Source organism: Bacillus sp. lyk4-R2A-2, from assembly GCF_030209735.1.
Lineage (GTDB): Bacteria > Bacillota > Bacilli > Bacillales > Bacillaceae > Bacillus > Bacillus pumilus.
The window spans coordinates 33,496-57,036 of sequence record NZ_JARVRK010000012.1; the positions used below are offsets into that span (position 1 = coordinate 33,496).

The 23,541-nt window shown below is 40.8% G+C and carries 25 protein-coding genes, 1 pseudogene, 2 riboswitches and 1 other annotated feature (1 of these 29 only partly in view); of the genes and pseudogenes, 18 read left to right on the forward strand and 8 right to left on the reverse strand.

Annotation, left to right across the window (positions count from 1 at the left end):
* Positions 1–20: a binding site (T-box leader), on the reverse strand (it extends 246 nt beyond the left edge of the window).
* Positions 21–263: 243 nt separating this feature from the next.
* On the reverse strand, positions 264–1,151 hold the full coding sequence (locus QRN39_RS17360; protein ID WP_137055460.1) for a helix-turn-helix domain-containing protein: 888 nt from the start codon (positions 1,149–1,151) through the stop codon (positions 264–266).
* Between the two features lie 225 nt (positions 1,152–1,376).
* Between QRN39_RS17360 and QRN39_RS17365 the strand changes: the two are divergent.
* A pseudogene (locus tag QRN39_RS17365) lies at positions 1,377–1,604 on the forward strand (GyrI-like domain-containing protein); the annotation flags it as partial.
* Between the two features lie 18 nt (positions 1,605–1,622).
* Entirely contained in the window at positions 1,623–2,147 is a 525-nt protein-coding gene (locus QRN39_RS17370) for a GNAT family N-acetyltransferase (protein ID WP_417894908.1), read from the forward strand.
* 150 nt (positions 2,148–2,297) lie between these two features.
* Here the strand turns inward: QRN39_RS17370 and QRN39_RS17375 are convergent, their stop codons facing one another.
* The 6 genes from QRN39_RS17375 to QRN39_RS17400 all read right to left on the reverse strand — a co-directional run bounded on the left by QRN39_RS17375 (position 2,298) and on the right by QRN39_RS17400 (position 5,593).
* Positions 2,298–3,125: a hypothetical protein gene (locus tag QRN39_RS17375; protein ID WP_284907753.1), complete on the reverse strand. Its 828-nt coding sequence runs from the start codon at positions 3,123–3,125 to the stop codon at positions 2,298–2,300.
* A 19-nt stretch (positions 3,126–3,144) separates the two neighbouring features.
* Positions 3,145–3,873 carry a CPBP family intramembrane glutamic endopeptidase gene (locus QRN39_RS17380; protein ID WP_284907754.1) on the reverse strand — a complete coding sequence of 243 codons (729 nt, stop codon included), beginning with the start codon at positions 3,871–3,873 and terminating at the stop codon, positions 3,145–3,147.
* Between the two features lie 95 nt (positions 3,874–3,968).
* Entirely contained in the window at positions 3,969–4,379 is a 411-nt protein-coding gene (locus QRN39_RS17385) for a hypothetical protein (RefSeq protein WP_284907755.1), read from the reverse strand.
* A gap of 5 nt (positions 4,380–4,384) precedes the next feature.
* Positions 4,385–4,837 (reverse strand): LytTR family DNA-binding domain-containing protein, encoded by a 453-nt coding sequence (locus QRN39_RS17390; protein WP_284907756.1) that lies wholly within the window; start codon positions 4,835–4,837, stop codon positions 4,385–4,387.
* 5 nt (positions 4,838–4,842) lie between these two features.
* Positions 4,843–5,403, reverse strand: coding sequence for a GNAT family N-acetyltransferase (locus QRN39_RS17395; protein WP_284907757.1), 561 nt, complete (start codon positions 5,401–5,403; stop codon positions 4,843–4,845).
* Positions 5,404–5,407: 4 nt separating this feature from the next.
* The gene (locus QRN39_RS17400; RefSeq protein ID WP_284907758.1) at positions 5,408–5,593 is read right to left on the reverse strand and encodes a Fe3+ hydroxamate ABC transporter substrate-binding protein; all 186 of its coding nucleotides are present in this window, start codon (positions 5,591–5,593) and stop codon (positions 5,408–5,410) included.
* Between the two features lie 179 nt (positions 5,594–5,772).
* Here QRN39_RS17400 and QRN39_RS17405 point away from each other — a divergent pair, with 179 nt between their 5' ends.
* Positions 5,773–6,318 (forward strand): sigma-70 family RNA polymerase sigma factor, encoded by a 546-nt coding sequence (locus QRN39_RS17405; RefSeq protein WP_284907759.1) that lies wholly within the window; start codon positions 5,773–5,775, stop codon positions 6,316–6,318.
* On the forward strand, positions 6,287–7,732 hold the full coding sequence (locus tag QRN39_RS17410) for a DUF4179 domain-containing protein (RefSeq protein WP_284907760.1): 1,446 nt from the start codon (positions 6,287–6,289) through the stop codon (positions 7,730–7,732). Before QRN39_RS17405 ends, QRN39_RS17410 begins: the two co-directional genes overlap by 32 nt.
* An 18-nt stretch (positions 7,733–7,750) precedes the next feature.
* Here the strand turns inward: QRN39_RS17410 and QRN39_RS17415 are convergent, their stop codons facing one another.
* The gene (locus QRN39_RS17415) at positions 7,751–8,938 is read right to left on the reverse strand and encodes an MFS transporter (protein ID WP_284907761.1); all 1,188 of its coding nucleotides are present in this window, start codon (positions 8,936–8,938) and stop codon (positions 7,751–7,753) included.
* Positions 8,939–9,039: 101 nt separating this feature from the next.
* On the opposite strand from QRN39_RS17415, the gene QRN39_RS17420 reads away from it, so the two are divergent.
* From QRN39_RS17420 to purF, 14 genes are all read left to right on the forward strand, one after another.
* Positions 9,040–9,936 carry a LysR family transcriptional regulator gene (locus QRN39_RS17420; RefSeq protein ID WP_226804736.1) on the forward strand — a complete coding sequence of 299 codons (897 nt, stop codon included), beginning with the start codon at positions 9,040–9,042 and terminating at the stop codon, positions 9,934–9,936.
* A 596-nt stretch (positions 9,937–10,532) separates the two neighbouring features.
* Complete coding sequence (locus QRN39_RS17425) at positions 10,533–11,075, forward strand: hypothetical protein (RefSeq protein ID WP_284907762.1); 543 nt, start codon at positions 10,533–10,535, stop codon at positions 11,073–11,075.
* A gap of 223 nt (positions 11,076–11,298) precedes the next feature.
* Positions 11,299–11,400, forward strand: a riboswitch (purine riboswitch).
* A 144-nt stretch (positions 11,401–11,544) separates the two neighbouring features.
* Entirely contained in the window at positions 11,545–12,870 is a 1,326-nt protein-coding gene (locus tag QRN39_RS17430; protein WP_284907763.1) for an NCS2 family permease, read from the forward strand.
* Positions 12,871–13,089: 219 nt separating this feature from the next.
* Positions 13,090–13,890 (forward strand): hypothetical protein, encoded by an 801-nt coding sequence (locus tag QRN39_RS17435; RefSeq protein WP_284907764.1) that lies wholly within the window; start codon positions 13,090–13,092, stop codon positions 13,888–13,890.
* A 206-nt stretch (positions 13,891–14,096) separates the two neighbouring features.
* The gene (locus tag QRN39_RS17440; protein ID WP_024424505.1) at positions 14,097–14,651 is read left to right on the forward strand and encodes a DUF2179 domain-containing protein; all 555 of its coding nucleotides are present in this window, start codon (positions 14,097–14,099) and stop codon (positions 14,649–14,651) included.
* Positions 14,648–14,848, forward strand: a complete 201-nt coding sequence (locus QRN39_RS17445) for an NETI motif-containing protein (protein ID WP_050945708.1) — start codon at positions 14,648–14,650, stop codon at positions 14,846–14,848. The genes QRN39_RS17440 and QRN39_RS17445 overlap by 4 nt, the downstream gene beginning before the upstream one ends.
* 79 nt (positions 14,849–14,927) lie before the next feature.
* A riboswitch (purine riboswitch) is annotated at positions 14,928–15,029 on the forward strand.
* Between the two features lie 169 nt (positions 15,030–15,198).
* Complete coding sequence (gene purE / locus QRN39_RS17450; protein WP_050945777.1) at positions 15,199–15,687, forward strand: 5-(carboxyamino)imidazole ribonucleotide mutase; 489 nt, start codon at positions 15,199–15,201, stop codon at positions 15,685–15,687.
* On the forward strand, positions 15,680–16,822 hold the full coding sequence (gene purK, locus QRN39_RS17455) for a 5-(carboxyamino)imidazole ribonucleotide synthase (protein WP_113386793.1): 1,143 nt from the start codon (positions 15,680–15,682) through the stop codon (positions 16,820–16,822). The genes purE and purK overlap by 8 nt, the downstream gene beginning before the upstream one ends.
* Entirely contained in the window at positions 16,819–18,114 is a 1,296-nt protein-coding gene (gene purB / locus QRN39_RS17460; protein WP_003213884.1) for an adenylosuccinate lyase, read from the forward strand. Before purK ends, purB begins: the two co-directional genes overlap by 4 nt.
* A 72-nt stretch (positions 18,115–18,186) precedes the next feature.
* Positions 18,187–18,909 (forward strand): phosphoribosylaminoimidazolesuccinocarboxamide synthase, encoded by a 723-nt coding sequence (gene purC / locus QRN39_RS17465; RefSeq protein WP_050945710.1) that lies wholly within the window; start codon positions 18,187–18,189, stop codon positions 18,907–18,909.
* Entirely contained in the window at positions 18,902–19,156 is a 255-nt protein-coding gene (gene purS, locus QRN39_RS17470; RefSeq protein ID WP_003214349.1) for a phosphoribosylformylglycinamidine synthase subunit PurS, read from the forward strand. Before purC ends, purS begins: the two co-directional genes overlap by 8 nt.
* Positions 19,153–19,836 carry a phosphoribosylformylglycinamidine synthase subunit PurQ gene (purQ, locus tag QRN39_RS17475; RefSeq protein WP_284907765.1) on the forward strand — a complete coding sequence of 228 codons (684 nt, stop codon included), beginning with the start codon at positions 19,153–19,155 and terminating at the stop codon, positions 19,834–19,836. Before purS ends, purQ begins: the two co-directional genes overlap by 4 nt.
* The gene (purL, locus tag QRN39_RS17480) at positions 19,820–22,051 is read left to right on the forward strand and encodes a phosphoribosylformylglycinamidine synthase subunit PurL (protein ID WP_050945711.1); all 2,232 of its coding nucleotides are present in this window, start codon (positions 19,820–19,822) and stop codon (positions 22,049–22,051) included. Before purQ ends, purL begins: the two co-directional genes overlap by 17 nt.
* Positions 22,027–23,457: an amidophosphoribosyltransferase gene (gene purF / locus QRN39_RS17485; RefSeq protein WP_003213939.1), complete on the forward strand. Its 1,431-nt coding sequence runs from the start codon at positions 22,027–22,029 to the stop codon at positions 23,455–23,457. Before purL ends, purF begins: the two co-directional genes overlap by 25 nt.
* Positions 23,458–23,541: the final 84 nt, after the last annotated feature.

Genomic DNA, 23,541 nt, shown 5'->3' on the forward strand with positions numbered 1-23,541 from the left:
TTCCTTATCATCGCATTCTAATTTTTCTGATTTTTTCTATTATACCAAGTCTACAAAAAAGAGATAGTGATAGGGATATCTTTTTTAATTGATTTTTTTTGTCCTATGGGTGTCTTATCTTCATTTTACTTCTGTTTTAATGTGGTATCCTCTTCACCAAATAAAAATCCAAGGCCACAAATAAAGGTAAGTGAATTCACAGCGAACAATAAAATGGCACCAATTTTTTTCATGGCAATCAATCTCCTCTTCACTTCAGTCTGCTAGCCTTCAAAATTTAAATTTACTGGTTCATCCTCTAAATGATCCACAGTATTTTGTTCTGTCACTGGCACACTTTCATCTACAATTTTAAAACTAAGTTCGTCCATCCAAATTTGACCTGGACCTTGTAGTAATATGCCAAACGCAATGACTTCACTTTTTACTGGAACATCTAGTACGACACTAAAATGATTCCATCCATTTGTTCCTGTAATAGGACGGTTCATCATATTGTCAAACGCAAGAATTTCACCTGAAGAATGGTCTATCCTCATCCATAAACCAGCGGAGCCTTTCACATCTTCGCTTTTAACAAAAGCAGAAAATTGAAGCCGTTCTCCTCGATAACGATCAGACTTAATTTGCTGCATCAATGTTGCGAAACCTCCAGCTTTTTCATCTTTTGATTTCAAATAAGCGGAGTTAGTCCCACTGTGTACAATTCTGTTATCCAAACCTGTTTCATAGTCAGATGGGGTATCCCCCGTCATAATCCAGCCAGTAGGTGTATTATGATGATCAGCCATATTTGTTTCCTCCTCATTAATCACATTCCTTAATAATCTCCGATAACGTGCGGGTGACATGCCATATATCTTCTTAAAGGCTCTAGTGAAGGATTCCTGTGAACTAAATCGATACTGCAATGCGATGTCAATCGCCCGTTGGTCCGTATGAATTAAATCCTTTGCCGCTTGGGTCATTCGACGTTCCCGTATATAATCAACCACTGACTTCTTAATCACTTTTTTGAACATACGGTGAAAGTGAAACCTAGAATAACCAGCGTGTTTCGCTAGAGTTTGAAGCGGTAAATCGTCTTTCAGATGTTGTTCAATATAATGTAATGTTTCTTGAATCGTTTTTTCATGTTCTTGATAGGACAACCGAGCACCTCCTTGCCTTACGAGTTTAGTATAGCGGAAATGCTCTTTAGGAAACTTGACTTTTTGTGCTATGTTGCAATATCAAAGAACGGAGGGACAAGCATTTTAAGAAATAAATAAGGAAACTTTCTGTTAGAGAAATTTAATGATTATTTGTGGAAGGCTATTAATAAATAAACAATTAGCACAAATGATCAAAAAAAGGTAAGGGAAGTAATAAAATAAAATGAAGGGTTTGTAAAAATAGTGATTCTTGAGGGGAAATATGCAGAATTTAAAGTGAGTGGCTCTCATGAAATGGCGCAAAACACTAGAAGATATATCTATGGTAGCTGGCTTCCAAATTCTAATTATGAAAGAACGAGTGGACCAGATTTTGAAATAACAGATGTCTTACTTTCGAATGGCCCGAACGATATCAAAATGAAAATCTATATTCCTATCGAGGAATAAGGGGGATTAAGAGATAAAATAGAAAGTCTTTTTGGCACTTTTCCTGTAGTTGCGTCAAAGAATGTATTGTTAAAAAAGGTGGAAGAGCATCATTTGCCAGAGTTATTTTCAATTTACGACAATGACACAGTCTTTCATTATTGTGGGATCATTCCCAAACATAATCTCCAAACGGTAAAAAAAATGATTGGACATTTCGAACGGGATTATACGAAGAAAAGCAGAGTGAAATGGGGAATCTTTCAAAAGGACAATCCTCATACGCTAGTTGGTATCATCGAAACAATGGACCTCAATCAAAAAGTGAATGCGGTGACGATTGGCTATTTCTTTGCGGAGGAACATTGGGGCAAAGGTATCGCAACAGAAGCTGTCTCTACACTATTGAAATTTCTGTTTGAAGAGATTGATGCCAATAGAATTCAAGCGGAGGTGATGCCGGCAAATGAGGTATCAAAAAAAGTCCTTTTGAAAAATGGTTTTATCAAAGAAGGACTGCTTAGACAAGCTGTTTTATGGTCAGGCAAAGGTACAGCATGCTGAAAGAGGATTATATGCATGATGAATAAGCTAGATCACATGATGCTGATATGACGTTTAGGATATCGGCTTTTTGTTACGATCTCATTTTTCTGTATTTCGGAATTCCTTTTAGAAAATAAAAAAGCGAACACTGAGCTCGCTCCTTAAGGTTTATTTCATTTCGTTTGAAAATCGAATTTGTCTATCTTTTAGTTCATCATAAAATGTGAAGTGTTGTAACTCTAATTCTTCACAGACTTTTTTGATGATCCATTTGCCTCGTTCTTCAATCCTAAGATTTACTTTATGTAGGTACTCACTTAATTCTTGTTCATTTTGAGGTTTTAAATGATTGTAATTTCCTATGCTATCAAAATGACCTTTCCAAAATTCACTCACTGTCCATTCTTCATCATTATTCACATAAGGTTGAAGGAAATATCGTTTGACGAACTGTTTCCAACATCCTAATGGTTGAAAGAATTCAAAAAGTGAATACATCGTCACATCCCAATAATCTTGAGAAAATAAATAACGGCCCGAATTCATCCAATGTGGTAATACGGTAAAATTCCCAATGCAGTGGGTGGCAGTAGCGAATTTTTCAAAATCATGGTTGAGATGATTATCAGAAGTTAGTTTTTTAGAATGATTGAAAGTCGTAATGAACGAATTCATTGTTTCTCCACGGAGCAAATTGTGACGATCTAAAGAAAGCTGTGATTTAGGCTTTGGCTCATAATCAGTACTCCAAAGTAATTGATAAATATAAAAAGGTTCTTTATCACAGTCAGCTTTGCGACCAGCTTTTTTGGTGACATTACAAATTCCAATTTCTTTGAGTTTACGACTTTTATAATCTAATATTAACTCAATAGATGATTTATCTTTTGGTATCGGTTCTTTGATATAATTTTGTTTAAAATCCCATTCCCAAGGCTTTATTTCAAGTCCTTCGCACTTTTGAAACCATTCTATTATCCAAGTGTGCTCCTTCATTTCTTTTCTCCTCTTTTCATTATCTATTGAACACTTTTTTCATTCTTAATCTTCTCCACAACACCACTGCAAGCACAAGTAAGATGACACATTGAATCGAAAGCAAAAGCATTTGCATTGCCATAGGCGTTTGCCCATTTGTCATTTGATCCACGATATTATGCACCGCGTGCCATAGGACGACCCATTGCAGGCTGTTAGTGAGTGCCACGATTTCGGCTGCAACGATTCCAAATAAAAAGGCGAATAGGATTTGTGCGACTGTTAAGGTGAGGCTTTTTCCGCTTAATAGATTAGCAGAATGACCTAGGCCGAATAATATGGCGGAGCCCCAAATGGCGGTACTCAGATTGATCTGTTTTAAATATTGAAACAGGATGCCTCGAAAGATTCCTTCTTCAAACAGACCGACACACACCATGAAGAAACAAAGTGCTATAAAGGAAGAAAGGGTTAGATCCTTATTTAATCCAGCAATAAATGGAATGGCCTCGATGATAAGGATGGGAAATATCCACATACCAAGAGACCCTTTTCGAAACCCTATTTCTTTCAAGTGAAAACGACTTTTTTGAATAATGAATAGAAGTAAAAGACACCCAGCCAGCATCGCACAGCCATTGATGAGATAGATGTTCGTTGGATCGGTTACTTCTTTGATGGATATATAGACACCTGCACTTGTTGGGATGATTAAAGAAAACAACAGTAGAAGTACTGATTTTCGAATGATTGTGATTGGTTTCATGTTTTGATTCCTCCTCTAACGTCAGAATAGTGGAATCAAGCAGAAGTCACAATTAAATCTTCCTAACATGTCAATATTTAGCCCTAAGATGCACTTTAAGATGTTGTTCGTTTCTTTCGCTGCTTTAAAAGTTCGTTGATTTCCTCAGCAGTTGCTTGATCTTTTTTATACAATAGGTACTTCATCAAAAAGAATAATGCCATGACCACAAGGAAATTCACGATGAACGAAAGGAGACTGATTTCAGCGCTGACGATGATGATGGTGGTCATAATCATACACATCACAAGGACGATATATAGAATTTGTTGAAAAAGAATCCGTTTATGACTGTACGTTTGTTTTGGATATAGCAAGAAGGTTAGGGCGCTTGAAAAAAAGGAACTGAACATGATTGCTTGTAAAATATAGATGGGCATTGTTCCAAACGTGAAACAGTAAATCAATACGAGTGCAGTAAAGATCAGACAAAATGTGATCAAAAGATTTGTGATATAACGTTTCATCCTGTTCACTTCCTCCGTAACCCAAGCTTCTCTTTTAATGCTTGAATATAAAAACGTGAAATCATTACCTTTTCTCCATTCATAAGGCTTGCTTCAAAACGGCCACTCGTTTTAGGAGAAATAGCGGCGATCTGATCAATATTAAGAATCATCGATTTAGATACCCTCAAATAATCATGCGCCTCAAGTTGCTCTTCGAGTTCAAATAACTTTTCTTTTATGAGAAACACCCCATCTGTCGTATACAAAAACGATCTTTTATCGACGCTTTCTATATATAAGATGTCGTAATAATAAATCTTTTTCGTGTTTTCTTTCTCAGGATCTTTCGCTAGGAAGAAGGGGGCTGATTGCTCCACTTGCTGGACAAGCTTTTCAATCGTCGAATTAAGCTCATAAATGTGAAAAGAAACATATTCTGATTGCGGCTTTTGAATGAAATGAATATCTGTTTTCATTTGTTTTATTCGTAATCCCTCTTCAAAATCGCATACATATACACATCATCAAACCCATCCTGACCAAGATCATACTCTCTCAATAAACCCTCTCGTACAAAGTCAATCTTCTCCAATAATTGAACAGAGGACGTGTTTGCTGGATCAATGATGGCTTCAATCCGGTTCAGGTTCATCTCCTGAAATCCATATCGTAACACCGCAGCAATCGCTTCCTTCATGATGCCTTTTCTCCAATGATCGTGGTGTAATTCATAGCCAATTTCGGTACGGTAGTGCTGTTTTTCTAGATTGAGAAAGCCGCAGCTGCCGATGATCGCAGGATCTTCTTTTAAAGAAATGCCCCACCGGATGCCTGTTTGTTCTTTGAAGATTTTGTCATACCACTGGATTTCTCCTTTTGTGTCTTTGATGTTTTCGTGAGCATCAATGCCCATGTAGCGGCACACGGTTTCATTGGATAAATAGATATGCATATCCTCAGCGTCTTCGATCGTTGCTTGTTTTAAGATTAGTCTTTCGGTATGTATGGTTGGAAATGATTGTGGAAAGTTGATTTTTTTCATTTGATTATCCTCCATGCGATGACTTTTGTTCTGTACATGCCTGACAATAAAAAACCCCTTCATTCCTTAGCCAAGCCTTCACTTCTGTCATTCCTCGTCTTTTTGGGTAGATCAGCTTGACGTACACTTCTTCTTTTCCTTCTATTTTTTTCTGACAGCTAGCACAAGTGGGTTCTTCGAATTGAAACAATCAATATCCTCCTTTTTGTAGATATTTCTTCCATTATATCAAATATCCAACTTGTTCTTTCGACTCTAGTCTTCACTTTCTCTATTTTTATCCGACATATGCTAAGTAAAATAAATTTCCATTTGTTGAAACCGTTTGAGAGAAAGCTTGCTCTAACAGGTGTAGGAGGTGTGAGTGAGATGAAGCAAGTGCGTCTAATTAAAAAAGCACAAAAAGGGAATGTCCCGGCATTTGAGAAATTAATGCTGATGTATCAGGAACGTTTATATAAAACAGCTTTTCTCTACACAAGAAATAAAGAGGATTCGTTAGATGCTGTTCAAGAAACGGTCATTAAAGCGTTTAAGCATCTATCTGGCTTGAAAGAACCAGCATATTTTTCTAGCTGGCTGACTCGGATTTTGATCAATACGATTTTTGCGATGAAGAAAAAGCAGCAAGATGTTGTGCCGTTTGAACAGCAGCACGAAAGCGTTCAGCGGAATGATTTTTTGGAAGACAAGTTAGATTTAAAACATGCACTTGATGTGTTAGACGAGCAATACCAGATTGTGATTCAGCTATTTTATTTTCAAGATTATTCGATTTCAATGATTTCTCAGCAGATGGGCATGCCTGAAGGAACGGTCAAAACTCATTTGTATCGAGCAAGAAAGCTATTAAAGCAAACGTTGGAGAAGGAGGAGAGTGTCGATGGAACGAAAAGAAATGAAAAAGCTTTATGATGAGATTGAAGTACCAATGGTGGAAGTAACTTCTGCGGTTCGCCAAGCAATAGGAGATGTGAAAGCGGAAAAGAAAAGACGTTGGTTCACATGGAATTGGAGAACGCCAATATATTCTGTCATCATACTCATCGTTCTTTATTTTTCATCAGGCTTCCTTTTTCCTTCTCTTAATACAGCGATGGCACGTGTCCCGATTATTGGACAGTTTTATATGATGTTTCACGATAAAGTAGGAATGTCTCTTTTTCAGAGTGATTTGGTGAAGCATGTCAATGAGGGGGCTGAATCAAGAGGGGTTACTGTGAAAGTAAACAGTGTGTACTATGATGCCGGGCGGCTTGTTTATACGTTTACTGTGGAGAATTTCTATACAAAAGAAGATGTTGTATCGTTTAGAGTGAATCCAGAAAAAATCGATGGAAACTTTCAATTGAATTTTGATAAAACAGAGTTAAAAAAATTAAAAGATGGCCGCTATGTTGGGCAGACGGAAGTCTATACAAATGGACAAACGATCAAACAAGGTCAACAAGTCCCGATTGTTATTTCGAAGATAGGGGATATTGTAGGAAATTGGCGGTTCAAGTTACCTGTGGTCAAGCAAAAAACCACTTTATTAGCGGGACAAAAAGACGTGTCTATTTTAAATGGACGTTATCAAATAAGAAACGTAAAGGTAGAAAATGGAGTGAAGGGCTCTGCTATTCAATATGCCATTGATTACAATGGTTTTGCCAAAGATGATAGAGTTAGTATTGATGGAATGAAGGATAATTTAGGGAATGAGTATGAGCTTGAGATTGGAACCGTTTTAAGAAAAAAACAACTGACTTCTGACAAAACTAGAATAGATCATTTGACGATTTTGAATCAACCGATTAATCCAAAGGCGACTGAATTGACATTTTACACGGATGTGAGAAATGAACGAGAATACAGCCACATTATCCCTCTTCAGACAAAGCTGCCTGTTCAGTTCAAAACAAAGCATCATGGCATCGGAATCAAAATCAATAAGATAGTGCAAGAAGACCGTTCTGTGATCGTTGATTATCAATTTACTGGAGTAGATCGAAAAGAATTAGATCAGGGTGTGATGGAGAATATAGGTGAATTCATTGGATTAGGCGATGTTGAAAAGATGAAATCATGGCCAAATCCACAAGCAGACTATGAAAGTGGATATTACTTGAAGGGGAACCATGCGAAGATGACGAATTTAAAGACAGCTTCCATGCAATCCACCTTTGAACTTGATGATAAGAATCTAGAGACTTTATCATTAAACCATTTTTCTTTTAAAGAATATGGGCTTTATCTTGATTTGTCAGAACTGAATATGTTGGCACCGCACAAAGAAATAAAGGTAACCATTCCAGTCAAAAAAGAAACATCAAAAGCTAGTCAATAAATAAAAGAGCGAACATGATTACACATGTTCGCTTTTTGTCTGCTTTTGGACCAGTCGATTACGCTGGAACGAGTACCGAATCAACATGAATGCAACAAAACTGGCTAAACCGCCAATCCAGCTTAAGTTCGTGACATTTGTATATTGTATAATCACACCGCCCATTGACGATCCGAGCATCATGCCGATGTTCATTATCGCTGTATTAAAGCTCAGCACGGTTTCTGATGCTTGGGGTTTTAGAGAGATGAGGTAAAACTGCTTCGCCGGAGTTGTCGTCCATGTAGCGATGCCCCATATGGCAAGCGTAATCAAGATACTTATTGTAGAGAATTGCGTAAAGAATAAAGCAAAAAGAGCGAGCATCTGGATCATGATGCTGATCGAGATGGTTCGGCTTGGTCCCCATTGATCAACGGCAAAGCCGCCAAATCGTGAGCCTATAAAAGCAGCGATTCCTAAAATGAGTAAGGCGATACTTGTCATTTCAAGAGAGAAGCCAGCGGTCTGTCGTAATAAAGGTGAGATATAAGCGAATACCATTGTGTAGCCTAAGATCCAAAAGACGGTTGTGGCTAAGCCGCTGATCACTCTGCTATCTTGAAGGAGATGTAATTGCTGCTTCAATGGCAGATGTGAATGTCCCTCCATGCGTGGCAGTAATTGATAAAGCAGTAATAAAAGACAAGCAGTACCTAGCGCAATGATGAGAAAAATATAGTGCCAATCCACATGACCTGATAAAAATGTGCCAATAGGGACACCAAGTACGAGTGAAACGGTAAAACCAGTAATGACCGTTGCCATCGCGCTCCCCTTTTTTTCTGGAGGGGCGATCTGCGCTGCATAATTTGTGGCGACGACAATATATAAGCCGCCACTCATCGCCATGATGACTCGGGATAGCAGGAGCAGCACAAAGTGATGGCTAAAAAAGGCGACCACATTGCCTAAAATAAACACAAAAATAGCCGATAACAGAACCTTTTTTCGGTTCAATTTCGATGTTGCCATCACTAAAAAGAGAGCACCTACTGCATAAAAGAGAGAGTAAATGGTGATAAGCTGCCCGGCAGCAGGAATAGAGATATTTAAATCAACAGAAATCATATCTAGAATGCCTGACACGACGAATTCTGACGTGCCTGTGACGAATGAACCGACAGCTAAAAGAATAATCAATAGCTGATGTGATGTGTTTTTCATTTTTGAACCCTTCCTTCAATTTGATACGTTGTTTTTAGTTTAAATTCCGTGCTAACATAAGTAAAATTGATGTTTTTCATGAAGGAGATGAGTGAATACTCATGAGCTTTGTTCGCTTTGATATCATCGCAAAAGTGGTCGAGCTTGGCAGTTTTACCGCAGCAGCTGAAGCATTAAATATGACGCAGTCCGCAGTGAGTCATGCGGTGGCGAGTTTAGAAACGGAGTGGGGTGTGTCTTTATTCATTCGTGATCGAAAAAAGGGCATCATGCTGACAGATATCGGTCAAACGCTTCTCCCGCATATTAGAGAAGTGTTAAATAGAGTGGAGAAGATCCAGCAGGAAATTGCGTTAACGAAAAATATCGAAACGGGCTTGATTCGTATCGGCACATTTGCCAGTGCATCTGCTTGTTTATTGCCTAAACTGCTTGTGAGCTATCAGAAAAAGCATCCGAAAATCGAATTTAAATTTTATGAGGGAACGTATGAAGAAATATTGGAGTGGCTAGATTCTGGCATCATTGATGTTGGATTTGTTGTGAAAGGTCATGCAGATGAAGCCTTTGACTTGCTTCCGCTGATCAAAGATGAGATGGTGGTCGCCTATCATCCGAATCATCGATTTCACCAGCAGTCCATTGTAGACATCACAGATTTGGCGGATGAACCATTTATTATGCCGACTGGCATGTATCAATCACATGTAGAGGATATTTTTTCTGACGCTCAATTGAAGCCAGCTACTTTATTTGAAGTACACGATTGTACGACCATTGCTCGTATGGTTGGGGAAGGGCTTGGTGTCACGATAGGACCTGAGCTGTTTTTAAAAACGCAGCAGCTTGTGCACATTCGACAGTTGAATGTCTCTCATCATCGTGAGGTTGCGCTCGCCTGTCCGTCTCTCTCCCAAGCTTCTCCGGCAGTGAAAGAGTTTTTTCATGTAGCCGAGGCAGTTTTTGCAAAAGAGAAGGATTTGGAGAAGGGTGTATAAAGAACTAGATGTGATTTTCCAAATTCGTGTATAAGACGAATGAAGCGGACATTTCTTTGAAAAATGTTCGCTTTTCGTATTGTGTTTTAAAAATGAAGTTGGTATTTGGTACAATAGACAAAGGAATCAAAAAGATGAAGGAAATATTGTTCAACGAACTGTTTCCAGCAGCCTAATGATTGAAAGAATTCAAGTCGTAACATCCCAATAAACTTTGAGAAAATAAATAACGGCCCGAATTCAACTAATGTGGTAATACGATGAAATTCCTAATATTAGCTAATTTTTCAAAATGGTTGATGTGAATATCAGAGGTTAGTATTTTAGAATCATTGAAAGTCGTAATTAACGAATTCCTTGTACAACCAGGTATTAATTTTTTTCAAAGTGATTGTGATGTAGCATTAGCTAGAAGTTTTAAATGTTTAAAAGATTATACCAATAACCGTTACTGCTCAACTAAAAATAAAAGTACAGCCGGCAAATGTTCTCCTAACATTGCTAAGCATTCAAGGCTCTATCATAAACATACAGGATGGTTCTCACCTAGTAAGTAAAGAAGGGGGGGTATTAGAATTTTGGGAGTTACGCTAATTATGGGTGTATTATTAATATTATCAATGTTTTTTTTAATTTTTTTGCTTTTAAAGAAGATTATAGATTTGAAATTAATCATTATAATAGGTATTCCTTTTTTAATAATAATAATTGTTTTTTCTATATTAATTTTTGTGAATTTCCATTCAGTTTCACTTGAAAATGAATCTTTAGGCAGTTTTAAAACTGGTCAAGAGATAGATAACAATGAACTCGAAAAAAATGATCAGTTTTCGTTTGAAAATGAAGTGGTATATTCCAAAAAAGGAAATGAAGATTTTTTAGTAACATCTAATAATAAGCAACAAATTATCTCTATTATTAATGAATCACAAGATGGAAATATTAAGACATCAAAAGGTATTAAGGTTAACGATACGTTTCAAGATGTAGTAAAGGCGTATGGGAAAGAATACAAAAACTTTTGGTTTGTAGAAGGGTATGAAACAGGTATTCAGTATCAAGATAAAGATGAACAGCTTCTCCTAGAATTTTTCTTTAATGAAGATAAATTGTACCGTATTGAATTAATTAAAAAGTGATGCGCTAAATTTCTGAGATAGTATTAATTTTTTCCTGTTAGAAAGTTTATATTTTCATGCTTTCTCTGTGTTTCTTGGCAATTTCGAATATTTAGACAAGAAGTAACAAGAACTAGATGTGATTTTCCAAATTCGTGTAATAAGACGAATGAAGCGGACATTTCTTTGAAAAATGTTCGCTTTTCGTATTGTGTTTTAAAAATGAAGTTGGTACAATAGACACAGAAATCAAATAGATAGAAGTCGTATAATAGCGGGGATATGGCCCGCAAGTTTCTACCAAGCTACCGTAAATAGCTTGACTACGTCAATTCACACTCGTTTGATATAAATCATGCATTGTTCTTGTTTTATGTCACCGTCTGAATTCACATATGTAGTCAAGCGTCCCAAAATTGTTGGGGCGTTTTTTATTTGACTTGTGAATGGGGCAGACTAAAGCAAAAGGACATGAAGGGAGTCAGTTGGCTTGAAACAGTTTTTTCAGTTTGATGAGTTAGGAACGAATTACCGCAGAGAAATCATCGGTGGTTTAACCACATTTTTGTCGATGGCTTACATTTTGTTTGTCAATCCGATCACACTTGCTTTAGTAGCAGTACCGGATTTTCCAGATAAATTACGAATTGATCAGGGCGCTGTCTTTACAGCGACGGCGTTAGCCTCTGCCGCAGGGTGTATTCTGATGGGGCTGATTGCTAGGTATCCAATTGCGATTGCACCAGGTATGGGCTTGAATGCCTTTTTCGCCTTCTCGGTTGTTCTTGGCATGGGCATCACATGGGAAGCAGCACTTTCTGGTGTATTTGTTTCAGGATTGATTTTCGTTGCCCTTTCTTTAACAGGTTTCCGTGAAAAAATCATCAATGCCATTCCGGCTGAGCTGAAGCTGGCAGTTGGTGCAGGTATTGGTCTATTCATTACGTTTGTCGGTCTGCAAGGCTCTGGTATTATCGCCAATAATGATAATACGCTCGTTTCGATTGGAAACATTCATAGTGGTCCTGTTCTATTGACGGTGTTTGGTATCGTAGTGACCGTTATTTTAATGGTTCTTCGAGTGAATGCAGGTGTCTTCATTGGGATGCTTGTGACAGCTATTGCAGGAATGATTGTTGGTCTTATACCAGTTCCGACGCAAATTGTGGGAAGTATTCCAAGCTTATCTCCAACCTTTGGACAAGCCTTGATTCACTTGCCAGACATCTTCTCGATTCAAATGCTTGTCGTGATTTTAACGTTCTTATTCGTTGGGTTCTTTGATACAGCAGGAACGCTTGTGGCTGTTGCAACCCAAGCTGGTTTAATGAAAAATAATGAGCTGCCGCGTGCAGGAAGAGCACTTCTAGCGGATTCATCTTCAATCGTTGTAGGTTCTATTCTTGGAACATCGACGACAACATCTTATGTTGAATCTAGCTCAGGTGTTGCTGCTGGTGCACGTTCTGGATTTGCAGCTGTCGTGACAGGTATTTTCTTCTTGCTTGCGATGTTCTTCTCGCCGCTTTTATCCATCGTTACTTCGAATGTGACAGCACCTGCTTTAATCATTGTTGGTGCACTGATGGTCGCTCCGCTTGCGAAGATTGCATGGGATCGTTTTGAAATTGCCGTACCAGCGTTCTTAACGATGATTATGATGCCACTCACATACAGTATTGCAACAGGGATTGCGGTTGGCTTTATTTTCTACCCGATTACGATGATCTTTAAAGGGAAAGCCAAAGAAGTACATCCGATTATGTACGGATTGTTTGTGATCTTTATTCTCTACTTTGCTTTCTTAAATCATTAATAGTTCGCCTGAAGCAGCAGCTCATGGAAGCTGCTGTTTTTTTGTTTTGCCCTAATTTTCTTGCCATTTTAAAACCTCTGCTGTCTTTTATCCGTCTATTCGTATGAACGTCAAGGAATCTTGACTGAACAGAGAGACTCCGCTACTTTAAGAGGAGTCATCCTTACAGGTCATTCGTATGAGCCTGTAAGGATTGTGCTGGATAGGAGTTGATATGAGATGTTAGAAAAAGATGAAGAGCAAAGTACATCAGACTTAAAAAATGAAGAGCCATCAATAGATCAAGAAACGAGGCAATCCCGCCTTAGCAGAAGCGCTGCAAAACGTGGAAGAACGTCGAAAGTAAAAGCAGCGGCGGATGATGAGCGTTCTGCCATTCAGCGTATGCTGCAAGGTGTAGGAGGCGCGTTTAAGCGCTATGGCTCATATGGACTTGCGATGTTAAAATCACCGAGCCGGGCCATCAATCAAGCGGAAACATTACGGATGAAGTATGCCTGGATCTCGATTGTGTTATTCAGCGTGTTTTTTGCTTTAGGCAACTATGTTCAATTAAAGGCGTCAAAGACTCGTTTATTAGGCTTTGGCATTCATTACTCTTTTGGTGACGCCTTTTTGAGGGTAGCGGTCTTTACACTCATTCTGCTCACATTGATGATGCTGACCGTCTGGTTACTCGGTAAGTACATGCTAAAAGGAAACATATCACTGAAAGAAGTGATCATGAAGTTTGGTGCCGCACTTGTACCGGTTTTGGTTTTATCCATCCTTTGGCTTGTATTTGCCATGCTGAATATTCCATATGTGACGGTCATTTTATCTGTGATGATGTTTTTTGGTCTCCAGTTGATTGCGGTCGTACTGTTTCGCTCGGTTCAATCGGAGCATGAAGCGGTGCGCGGTGATTTGATGTATGCCAGCTGGATCTTTTTATTGGTGGAGCTTGTCATCATTGCACTGCTCTGGGGCATTGTCGGAGAGTATTTGATTCCTTCACTTGTGCCTGTTCGATTTGGATAATACACACACTGAAAACCTCCTTTTTTGAAAAAGGAGGTTTTCATGTTGAGACGAGGAAAAAACGGGTAAACTCTTGGTAACAAAGACCACCGTTCTTGTCGAAAGATATATGTGTTTTTCTCGCGCAAATTTGATTGTATCAAGGTATGTTCTCTAGTAGAATATGGGGTGCTTTATTTGATTTTTTAGTGCAGGGGGTTCGAATCGTGCTTCAACAACTTTTATCCAATGCGTTCACCATGGTTTTGATCATTTTAGTGATTAATATTGTCTATGTTTCATTTTCCACCATGCGTTTGATTTTAACAATGAAAGGCAGACGGTACGCAGCAGCTTTTGCTGGTACGATTGAAATGCTGATTTATGTGATTGGATTAAGTATCGTACTTGATAACTTAGATCAAATCCAAAATGTCATTGCGTATGCGTTAGGTTATGGGATGGGGATCATTGTCGGGATGAAAATTGAAGAGAAGCTGGCACTTGGCTACACAACTGTTAACGTGATTACAAAAGAATTAGATGTCGATCTCCCAAGGCAATTGAGAGAAAAAGGATATGGTGTCACCAGCTGGGTAGCAGGCGGTCTTGAAGGAGACCGGACAGCATTGCAAATTTTAACACCGAGAAAATATGAACTGCAATTATATGAAACGATTAAAACGCTGGATTCAAAGGCATTTATCATTTCATATGAGCCCAAATCGATTCACGGCGGCTTCTGGGTGAAGGCTGTGAAGAAAAGGAGAATTAAAGAATGACCGCAAAACCAAAGAAGAAGAAATTCTATGTGGAAGACGACATGACGATCGATCAAGTGTTGTCCCAGATGGCAGCGGAAGGCTACGCGCCTGTCCGACGAATGGAGGAGCCCATTTTTCAGGAAAAGAAGGAAAATGGGTCGATTCAGATCATTCCGATTGGGAAAAAAATCGTATTTGAAGGAAAAACAGTCTAAATCCGAACATTAAAACGACGACTTCATAGATTGTTCGATAAATCCGTTGACATCATGAACATCCGTTGTTAAGATAAACATGAATTCAAAACACGAACCTCATATAATCTTGGGAATATGGCCCATAAGTTTCTACCCAGTTACCGTAAATGACTGGACTATGCAGGATAGTGAACAAAACTGACATGGCGTTTCAAAAGCGAACAGCGCTTACCATGGCCCGGTTTGTGTTGCTTCCTAACAATGCAATGCAAATCGGGCCTTTTTGTTCGGCGTTTGACAAGCTGCTTAGGTTTGGGAAGCGTGTCAAACGATACAAAATCGAATATCAGCTTAAAGGTGGGGACAAAATGAAGCCGCTTGTAGGTGTCATCATGGGAAGTACATCTGATTGGGAAACAATGAAGAATGCGTGCGATATCTTAGAGGAATTAGACATTCCGTATGAAAAACAGGTAGTATCCGCACACCGGACACCTGACTTGATGTTTGAATATGCGACAGAAGCAAGAGGTAAAGGACTAAAAGTCATCATTGCCGGTGCTGGAGGCGCAGCACATTTACCGGGGATGGTCGCAGCGAAAACGACACTGCCGGTCATTGGTGTGCCCGTACAATCAAAAGCACTAAATGGACTGGATTCCTTATTATCCATCGTTCAAATGCCAGGCGGTGTACCAGTTGCGACAGTGGCGATTGGCAAAGCCGGTGCAACAAATGCAGGGCTTCTAGCTGCACAAATGATTTCAGCATTTGATGAAACAATCGCTGCTCGCCTTGAAGAAAGAAGAGAGCAAACAAAACAGACTGTACTAGAAAGCAGTGATCAGCTTGGCTAAGCAGACCATTTTTCCAAACGCAACCATCGGTATTATCGGCGGAGGACAGCTTGGCAGATATATGGCCGTCAGCGCAAAGCAAATGGGATACCGGGCAGCTGTCTTAGACCCAGTCGCACAATCTCCTTGTGGACAGGTTGCTGATATAGAAATCACAGCTGCTTATAGTGACCTCGATGGGATTCGACAGCTGGCAGAAATCAGCGATGTCGTGACATATGAATTTGAAAATATTGATTATGATGCACTTAATCAATTGAAGGAAGAAGCCAATTTACCGCAAGGAAGTGAACTTCTTCTTTTAACTCAAAATCGTGAAACGGAGAAAAAAGGGATTGTAGATGCAGGCTGTGAAGTCGCACCTTACCGCATCATTCATGATGAAAAAGAGCTGGAAGACGCAGTAACCGTACTTGGTTTGCCAGCCGTGCTGAAAACATGCAGAGGCGGCTACGACGGAAAAGGGCAGTATGTGATCAAGGAAAAGGGACAGCTTCACGAAGCAGCTGAATTGCTCACACATGGAGCATGTATTTTAGAAAGCTGGGTCCCATTTCAAATGGAGCTCTCGGTGATCGTCACTCGTTCTATTCACGGGGAGATTGCGGTATTTCCAGTCGCTGAGAACATTCATAAGCACAACATTTTGTTCCAGAGCATTGTGCCTGCAAGAGTAGGTGAAAGCATTCAGGAGAAGGCAAAAGTGCTGGCAACGACACTGGCTGAAAAGCTAGCGCTAGTTGGTACACTTGCTGTAGAACTGTTCCTGACAAACGAAGGAGAGCTACTCGTCAATGAACTGGCGCCTCGCCCGCATAATTCTGGTCATTATACGCTCGATTTATGTGAGACGAGTCAGTTTGAACAGCATATTCGCGCGATATGCGGTTTGCCGCTTGGCGGTACAGCCCTTTTATCAGAGGGCATGATGGTGAACTTATTAGGCGATGAAGTAGACATCCCAAAAGAGCATCCTGAGCTTCTCAAAGAAGCGAAGCTTTATCTATATGGAAAGCATGAAGTAAAAACCGGCCGCAAAATGGGTCATATGACTTTTATGAAACAGCTTGATGATGAATGGATGACAAACATCACAAAGATATGGACTGAAAGAGATGGAGGAAACGGGAAATGATCGAACGTTACGCACGACCAGAAATGTCAGCAATCTGGACAGAGGAAAACAAATTTAATGCATGGCTTGAAGTAGAAATTCTCGCTTGTGAAGCTTGGGCAGAGCTCGGCGTTATTCCAAAAGAAGACGTTGTGACCATGCGCAAGAATGCAAGCTTTGATATTGATCGTATTCTAGAGATTGAACAAGACACGCGCCATGACGTGGTTGCCTTTACGCGTGCTGTATCTGAATCTCTAGGAGAAGAAAGAAAGTGGGTTCATTACGGGTTAACCTCTACAGACGTAGTGGATACGGCGCTTTCATATCTATTAAAGCAGGCGAACGATATCTTGCTCAAGGACATTGAGAGATTTGTTGACATCCTAAAAGAAAAAGCAAAAGAGCACAAATATACCGTCATGATGGGCCGTACACACGGTGTACACGCTGAACCGACAACATTTGGCCTGAAGCTTGGTCTTTGGTACGAAGAAATGAAGCGTAACCTAGAACGTTTTAAACAAGCAAAAGCTGGCATCGAATACGGTAAAATTTCTGGAGCTGTTGGCACATATGCGAACATCGACCCGTTTGTTGAGCAATATGTATGTGAGAAGCTTGGTATCAAAGCTGCACCAATCTCAACCCAAACCTTGCAGCGTGATCGTCATGCAGATTACATGGCAACTCTTGCACTCGTCGCAACAAGCATTGAGAAATTTGCTGTTGAAATTCGTGGACTTCAAAAGAGTGAAACACGTGAAGTAGAAGAGTTCTTTGCAAAAGGACAAAAAGGATCATCAGCAATGCCGCATAAACGCAACCCAATCGGCTCTGAAAATATGACGGGAATTGCCCGCGTCATCCGTGGATATATGCTGACAGCTTATGAGAATGTACCACTTTGGCATGAGCGTGATATTTCTCATTCGTCTGCTGAGCGTATCATTTTACCAGACGCAACGATTGCACTGAACTATATGCTAAACCGTTTCTCAAACATTGTGAAAAACTTGACGGTCTTCCCTGAGAACATGAAACGCAACATGGACCGCACACTTGGCTTGATTTACTCACAGCGCGTTCTTCTTGCATTAATCGATACAGGCATGGCACGTGAAGAGGCATATGATACGGTTCAGCCGAAGGCAATGGAAGCGTGGGAAAAGCAAGTGCATTTCCGTTCATTAGTAGAAGCGGAAGAAAAAATCACATCACGCTTAACACCTGAACAAATCGCTGACTGCTTCGATTACAACTATCACTTGAAAAATGTCGATATGATTTTCGAACGTCTAGGTCTTGCGTAAGAAAAGGGCCACCTGCTCGTCAGGTGCCCAATCCTGAAAATTGCCAACATTCAAATTAGGAGGCCAACCTGAATGACTGTGAAACAAGAACTTCTCTACGAAGGCAAAGCGAAAAAAATCTATCAGACCGATGACGAGCAAATTTTATATGTCGAATATAAAGACTCAGCAACAGCATTTAACGGCGAAAAGAAAGCTGAAATCGAAGGCAAGGGCAGACTGAATAACGAAATTTCAAGCTTAATCTTTCAAATGCTACATGAGAAAGGGATCAACAATCACTTTGTGAAACGACTTTCTGAAACAAAGCAGCTCATTCAAAAGGTGCAGATTGTGCCGCTTGAAGTCGTTGTACGAAATGTGGTGGCAGGCAGTATGTCAAAGCGCCTTGGCATTCCAGAGGGAACAAAACTGGATACACCATTGATCGAGTTTTACTACAAAGATGATGCACTCGGCGATCCGCTCATTACAGAAGATCATATTCGCATTTTAGATGCAGCGACACCAGAGCAGGTCGAGGAAATGAAACAGATCACAAGACAAGTAAATGAAGAGTTAAAGCAAATCTTCTCAGAATGTCATGTGAATTTAATTGATTTCAAGCTTGAATTCGGAATAGATCACGAGAATCGTATTTTGCTAGCTGATGAGATTTCACCTGATACGTGCAGGCTTTGGGACAAAGATACAAACGAAAAGCTTGATAAAGACGTGTTCAGACGAAACCTGGGCGGCTTAACAAATGCATACGAAGAAATTTTCAAAAGACTTGGAGGCCATAAACATGTATAAAGTGAAAATTTTTGTCAGCTTAAAAGAGAGCGTTCTTGATCCACAAGGAAGTGCCGTGCAGCACGCCTTGCACAGCATGTCTTATCAGGAAGTAAAGGATGTCCGTATCGGGAAATACATGGAGCTTGTCATTGAAAAATCAGATCGTGATTTAGATACAGTCGTCAAAGAAATGTGTGAAAAATTACTGGCCAACACGGTGATTGAAGATTACCGCTATGAGGTGGAGGAGGTTGTCGCACAGTGAAGTTTGCAGTGATCGTCTTGCCTGGCTCTAACTGTGATATCGATATGTACCATGCGATTCAAGATGAGTTAGGTGAACAAGTTGAATATGTATGGCACGACGAAACGAGTCTAGACCGATTTGACGGTGTACTCGTACCAGGCGGTTTCTCTTATGGGGATTACTTAAGATGCGGTGCGATTGCTCGCTTTTCAAACATCATGCCGGCGGTGAAAAAAGCAGCTGCGGAAGGAAAACCTGTTCTTGGTGTTTGTAATGGGTTCCAAATCCTTCAGGAGCTTGGCATTCTTCCAGGTGCGATGAGACGAAATAAAGACTTAAAATTTATCTGTCGTCCAGTTGAACTCATTGTAGAGAACAACGAAACGCAATTTACAAGCGGCTATCAAAAAGACGAATCCATTTCGGTTCCTGTAGCGCACGGTGAAGGCAACTTCTACTGTGATGAAGACACTTTAGCGAAGCTGATTGAAAATAACCAAATCGCTTTCACTTACGGAGACGATATTAACGGCAGTGTCAATCGAATTGCAGGTATAACGAATGAAGAGGGCAATGTACTCGGCATGATGCCGCACCCTGAGCGCGCGGTGGATACATTACTAGGCAGCGCAGACGGACTTAAATTGTTTCAATCTATCGTGAAAAATTGGAGGGACACTCATGTCACTACTGCTTGAACCAAGTCACAAGCAAATTAAAGAAGAGAAATTGTATCAGCAAATGGGATTGAGTGATGAAGAATTCGCTTTAATCGAATCCATTATTGGCAGGCTGCCAAACTACACAGAAATAGGCATTTTTTCTGTCATGTGGTCAGAGCATTGCAGTTATAAAAACTCAAAGCCTGTTTTAAGCAAATTCCCGACAAAAGGAGAGCATGTTCTTCAAGGTCCTGGGGAAGGCGCTGGAATCGTTGATATTGGAGACAACCAAGCGGTTGTATTTAAAATCGAATCACATAACCATCCATCTGCGATTGAACCGTATCAAGGAGCAGCTACTGGTGTCGGCGGAATTATCCGTGATGTATTCTCCATGGGTGCGCGTCCAATTGCTGTACTAAACTCTCTTCGTTTTGGTGAACTGACTTCACCGCGCGTGAAGTACTTGTTTGAAGAAGTAGTGGCAGGGATCGCAGGCTATGGAAACTGTATCGGAATTCCTACAGTCGGCGGAGAAGTTCATTTTGATCAAAGCTATGAAGGCAATCCGCTCGTGAATGCGATGTGTGTTGGATTAATCAACCATGAAGACATCAAAAAAGGGCAGGCAAAAGGTGTTGGCAACACGGTGATGTACGTTGGTGCTAAAACGGGACGTGACGGTATTCACGGTGCAACATTTGCGTCTGAAGAATTTTCTGATGAATCAGAAGAAAAACGTTCAGCGGTTCAAGTCGGTGATCCATTCATGGAAAAACTGCTGCTTGAAGCATGTCTTGAAGTCATCAAAAACGATGCGCTCGTCGGGATTCAAGATATGGGAGCGGCTGGCTTAACAAGCTCAAGTGCGGAAATGGCAAGTAAAGCAGGTTCTGGTATTGAGATGAATTTAGACCTCATTCCGCAGCGTGAAACAGGCATGTCCGCATACGAGATGATGCTGTCTGAATCGCAAGAGAGAATGCTTCTGGTCATTGAAAAAGGCCGTGAGCAAGAAATCATTGATATTTTCGAAAAATACGATCTTGAAGCAGTATCAGTTGGTCATGTGACAGACGATAAAATGCTTCGTTTACTCCATCAAGGTGAAGTGGTATGTGAGCTTCCTGTTGACGCTCTTGCAGAAGAAGCACCGGTTTATCACAAGCCGTCAAGTGAGCCTGCATACTATCGTGAGTTTTTAGAAACGAAAGTGGAAGCTCCAGCGATCACAGATGCAGCAGAGACATTAAAGCAGCTCCTTCAGCAGCCAACGATTGCAAGTAAAGAATGGGTCTATGATCAGTATGACTACATGGTTCGGACAAATACCGTCGTTGCACCTGGCTCTGATGCAGGCGTTTTAAGAATCCGTGGAACGAAAAAAGCCCTAGCGATGACAACAGATTGTAACGCACGTTATCTCTACCTTGATCCAGAGGTCGGCGGGAAAATCGCCGTCGCAGAAGCAGCACGTAACATTGTCTGCTCAGGCGCTCGTCCACTTGCAGTGACAGATAACCTGAACTTCGGTAACCCAGAGAAACCAGAAATTTTCTGGCAAATTGAAAAGTCTGCTGACGGGATTAGCGAAGCATGCCGCACGCTAAGCACACCAGTTATCGGTGGGAACGTCTCTTTATATAACGAATCAAATGGAACAGCGATTTACCCAACACCAGTCATTGGGATGGTTGGTTTGGTCGAAGATACTGCTCATATTACGACGCAATCGTTCCAGCAGGCTGGCGATGTCATTTTCGTCATTGGTGAGACGAAGGAAGAATTTGCAGGCAGTGAGCTTCAAAAGATGACAGAAGGTCGTATTTACGGAAAAGCACCGGAAATTGATTTGAACGTAGAGCTTTCGCGTCAAGAAGCCTTGCTAGCCGCGATTCAAAATGGTCTCGTTCAATCAGCACACGATGTGTCTGAAGGCGGACTTGGTGTAGCACTTGCTGAAAGTACATTTGGAACTGACGGGCTTGGTGCAGATATCCAAATCGATTTAAACAGCGAAGCTTCATTATTCAGTGAAACACAGTCACGTTTTGTCGTCACAGTCAAACTGGAGCACCGCGAAGCGTTTGCTGCGGCTGTCAAAGATGCGAAAGAAGTCGGAACGGTTACAAATGATGGTGTGTTTACTGTCAAAAATCAAGAAGGACAACAATGGATTCATGCAGCGGTCAACGAGCTTGAACGTGCATGGAAAGGAGCGATCCCATGCTTGCTGAAATCAGAGGCTTAAATGAAGAGTGTGGTGTCTTTGGGGTTTGGGGACACGAAGAAGCCCCGCAAATCACATATTACGGATTGCATAGCCTTCAGCACCGAGGACAAGAAGGTGCGGGAATCATTGCAACAGATGGTGAGAACCTCACATCACACAAAGGCCTTGGACTGATTACGGAAGTCTTTCAAAACGGTGAGCTAAAGGATTTGAAAGGAAAAGGTGCGATCGGACACGTTCGATATGCGACAGCAGGCGGAGGCGGCTTTGAAAATGTGCAGCCCCTCTTCTTCCGTTCGCAAAACAATGGCAGCCTTGCCCTTGCTCATAATGGGAACTTAGTGAATGCAACGCAGTTAAAACAGCAGCTAGAAAACCAAGGGAGTATTTTTCAGACCTCTTCTGATACCGAAGTGCTGGCTCATTTAATTAAGCGCAGTGGGCATATGGAATTGAAGGAACAGATCAAAAATGCGCTGTCCATGCTTAAGGGAGCCTATGCTTTCTTAATCATGACGGAAACAGAAATGATCGTGGCGCTTGATCCAAACGGCTTACGCCCGCTTTCACTTGGTATGCTTGGGGATGCTTATGTTGTCGCTTCTGAAACATGTGCATTTGATGTTGTCGGTGCCACATATTTACGTGATGTGGAGCCTGGCGAAATGCTGATCATTAATGATGAAGGCTTAAAATCTGAGCGCTTCTCGATGAATATTAACCGCAGCATGTGCAGCATGGAATACATTTATTTCTCAAGACCTGACAGCAATATCAACGGTATCAATGTGCATAGTGCGAGAAAGAGTCTTGGCAAAAAGCTTGCTGAGGAAGCGCATGTCGAAGCAGATGTTGTGACAGGTGTACCAGATTCCAGTATTTCTGCAGCGATCGGATATGCCGAAGCAACAGGTATTCCGTATGAGCTCGGTTTGATTAAAAACCGTTATGTTGGCCGGACGTTTATCCAGCCGTCTCAAGCATTGCGTGAGCAGGGCGTACGGATGAAGCTGTCTGCTGTGCGCGGTGTAGTCGAAGGAAAGCGTGTTGTGATGGTGGATGATTCCATCGTACGCGGGACAACGAGCCGCAGAATTGTCACGATGCTAAGAGAAGCGGGGGCGACGGAAGTCCATGTACGCATTAGTTCACCGCCAATCGCACACCCATGTTTTTATGGAATTGATACATCCACACACGAAGAGCTGATTGCTTCATCTCATTCAGTGGAAGAAATTAGACAGGAAATCGGTGCGGACACCATTGCATTTTTATCTGTAGACGGTTTAATGGACGGGATTGGCAGGAAGTATGATGATCCGCAGCGCGGTCAGTGTTTAGCATGCTTTACTGGGAAATACCCGACTGAAATATATGAAGATACGGTTCTTCCGCATGTGAAGGAAACGGTCTTGACGAAATAATCGAATAAAGGAGCAGCAGTCAAGATGAGTTGATATGCTGCTCTTTCATTCTGCCGAAAATACATGGAAAGCAGCAGCTAAAAG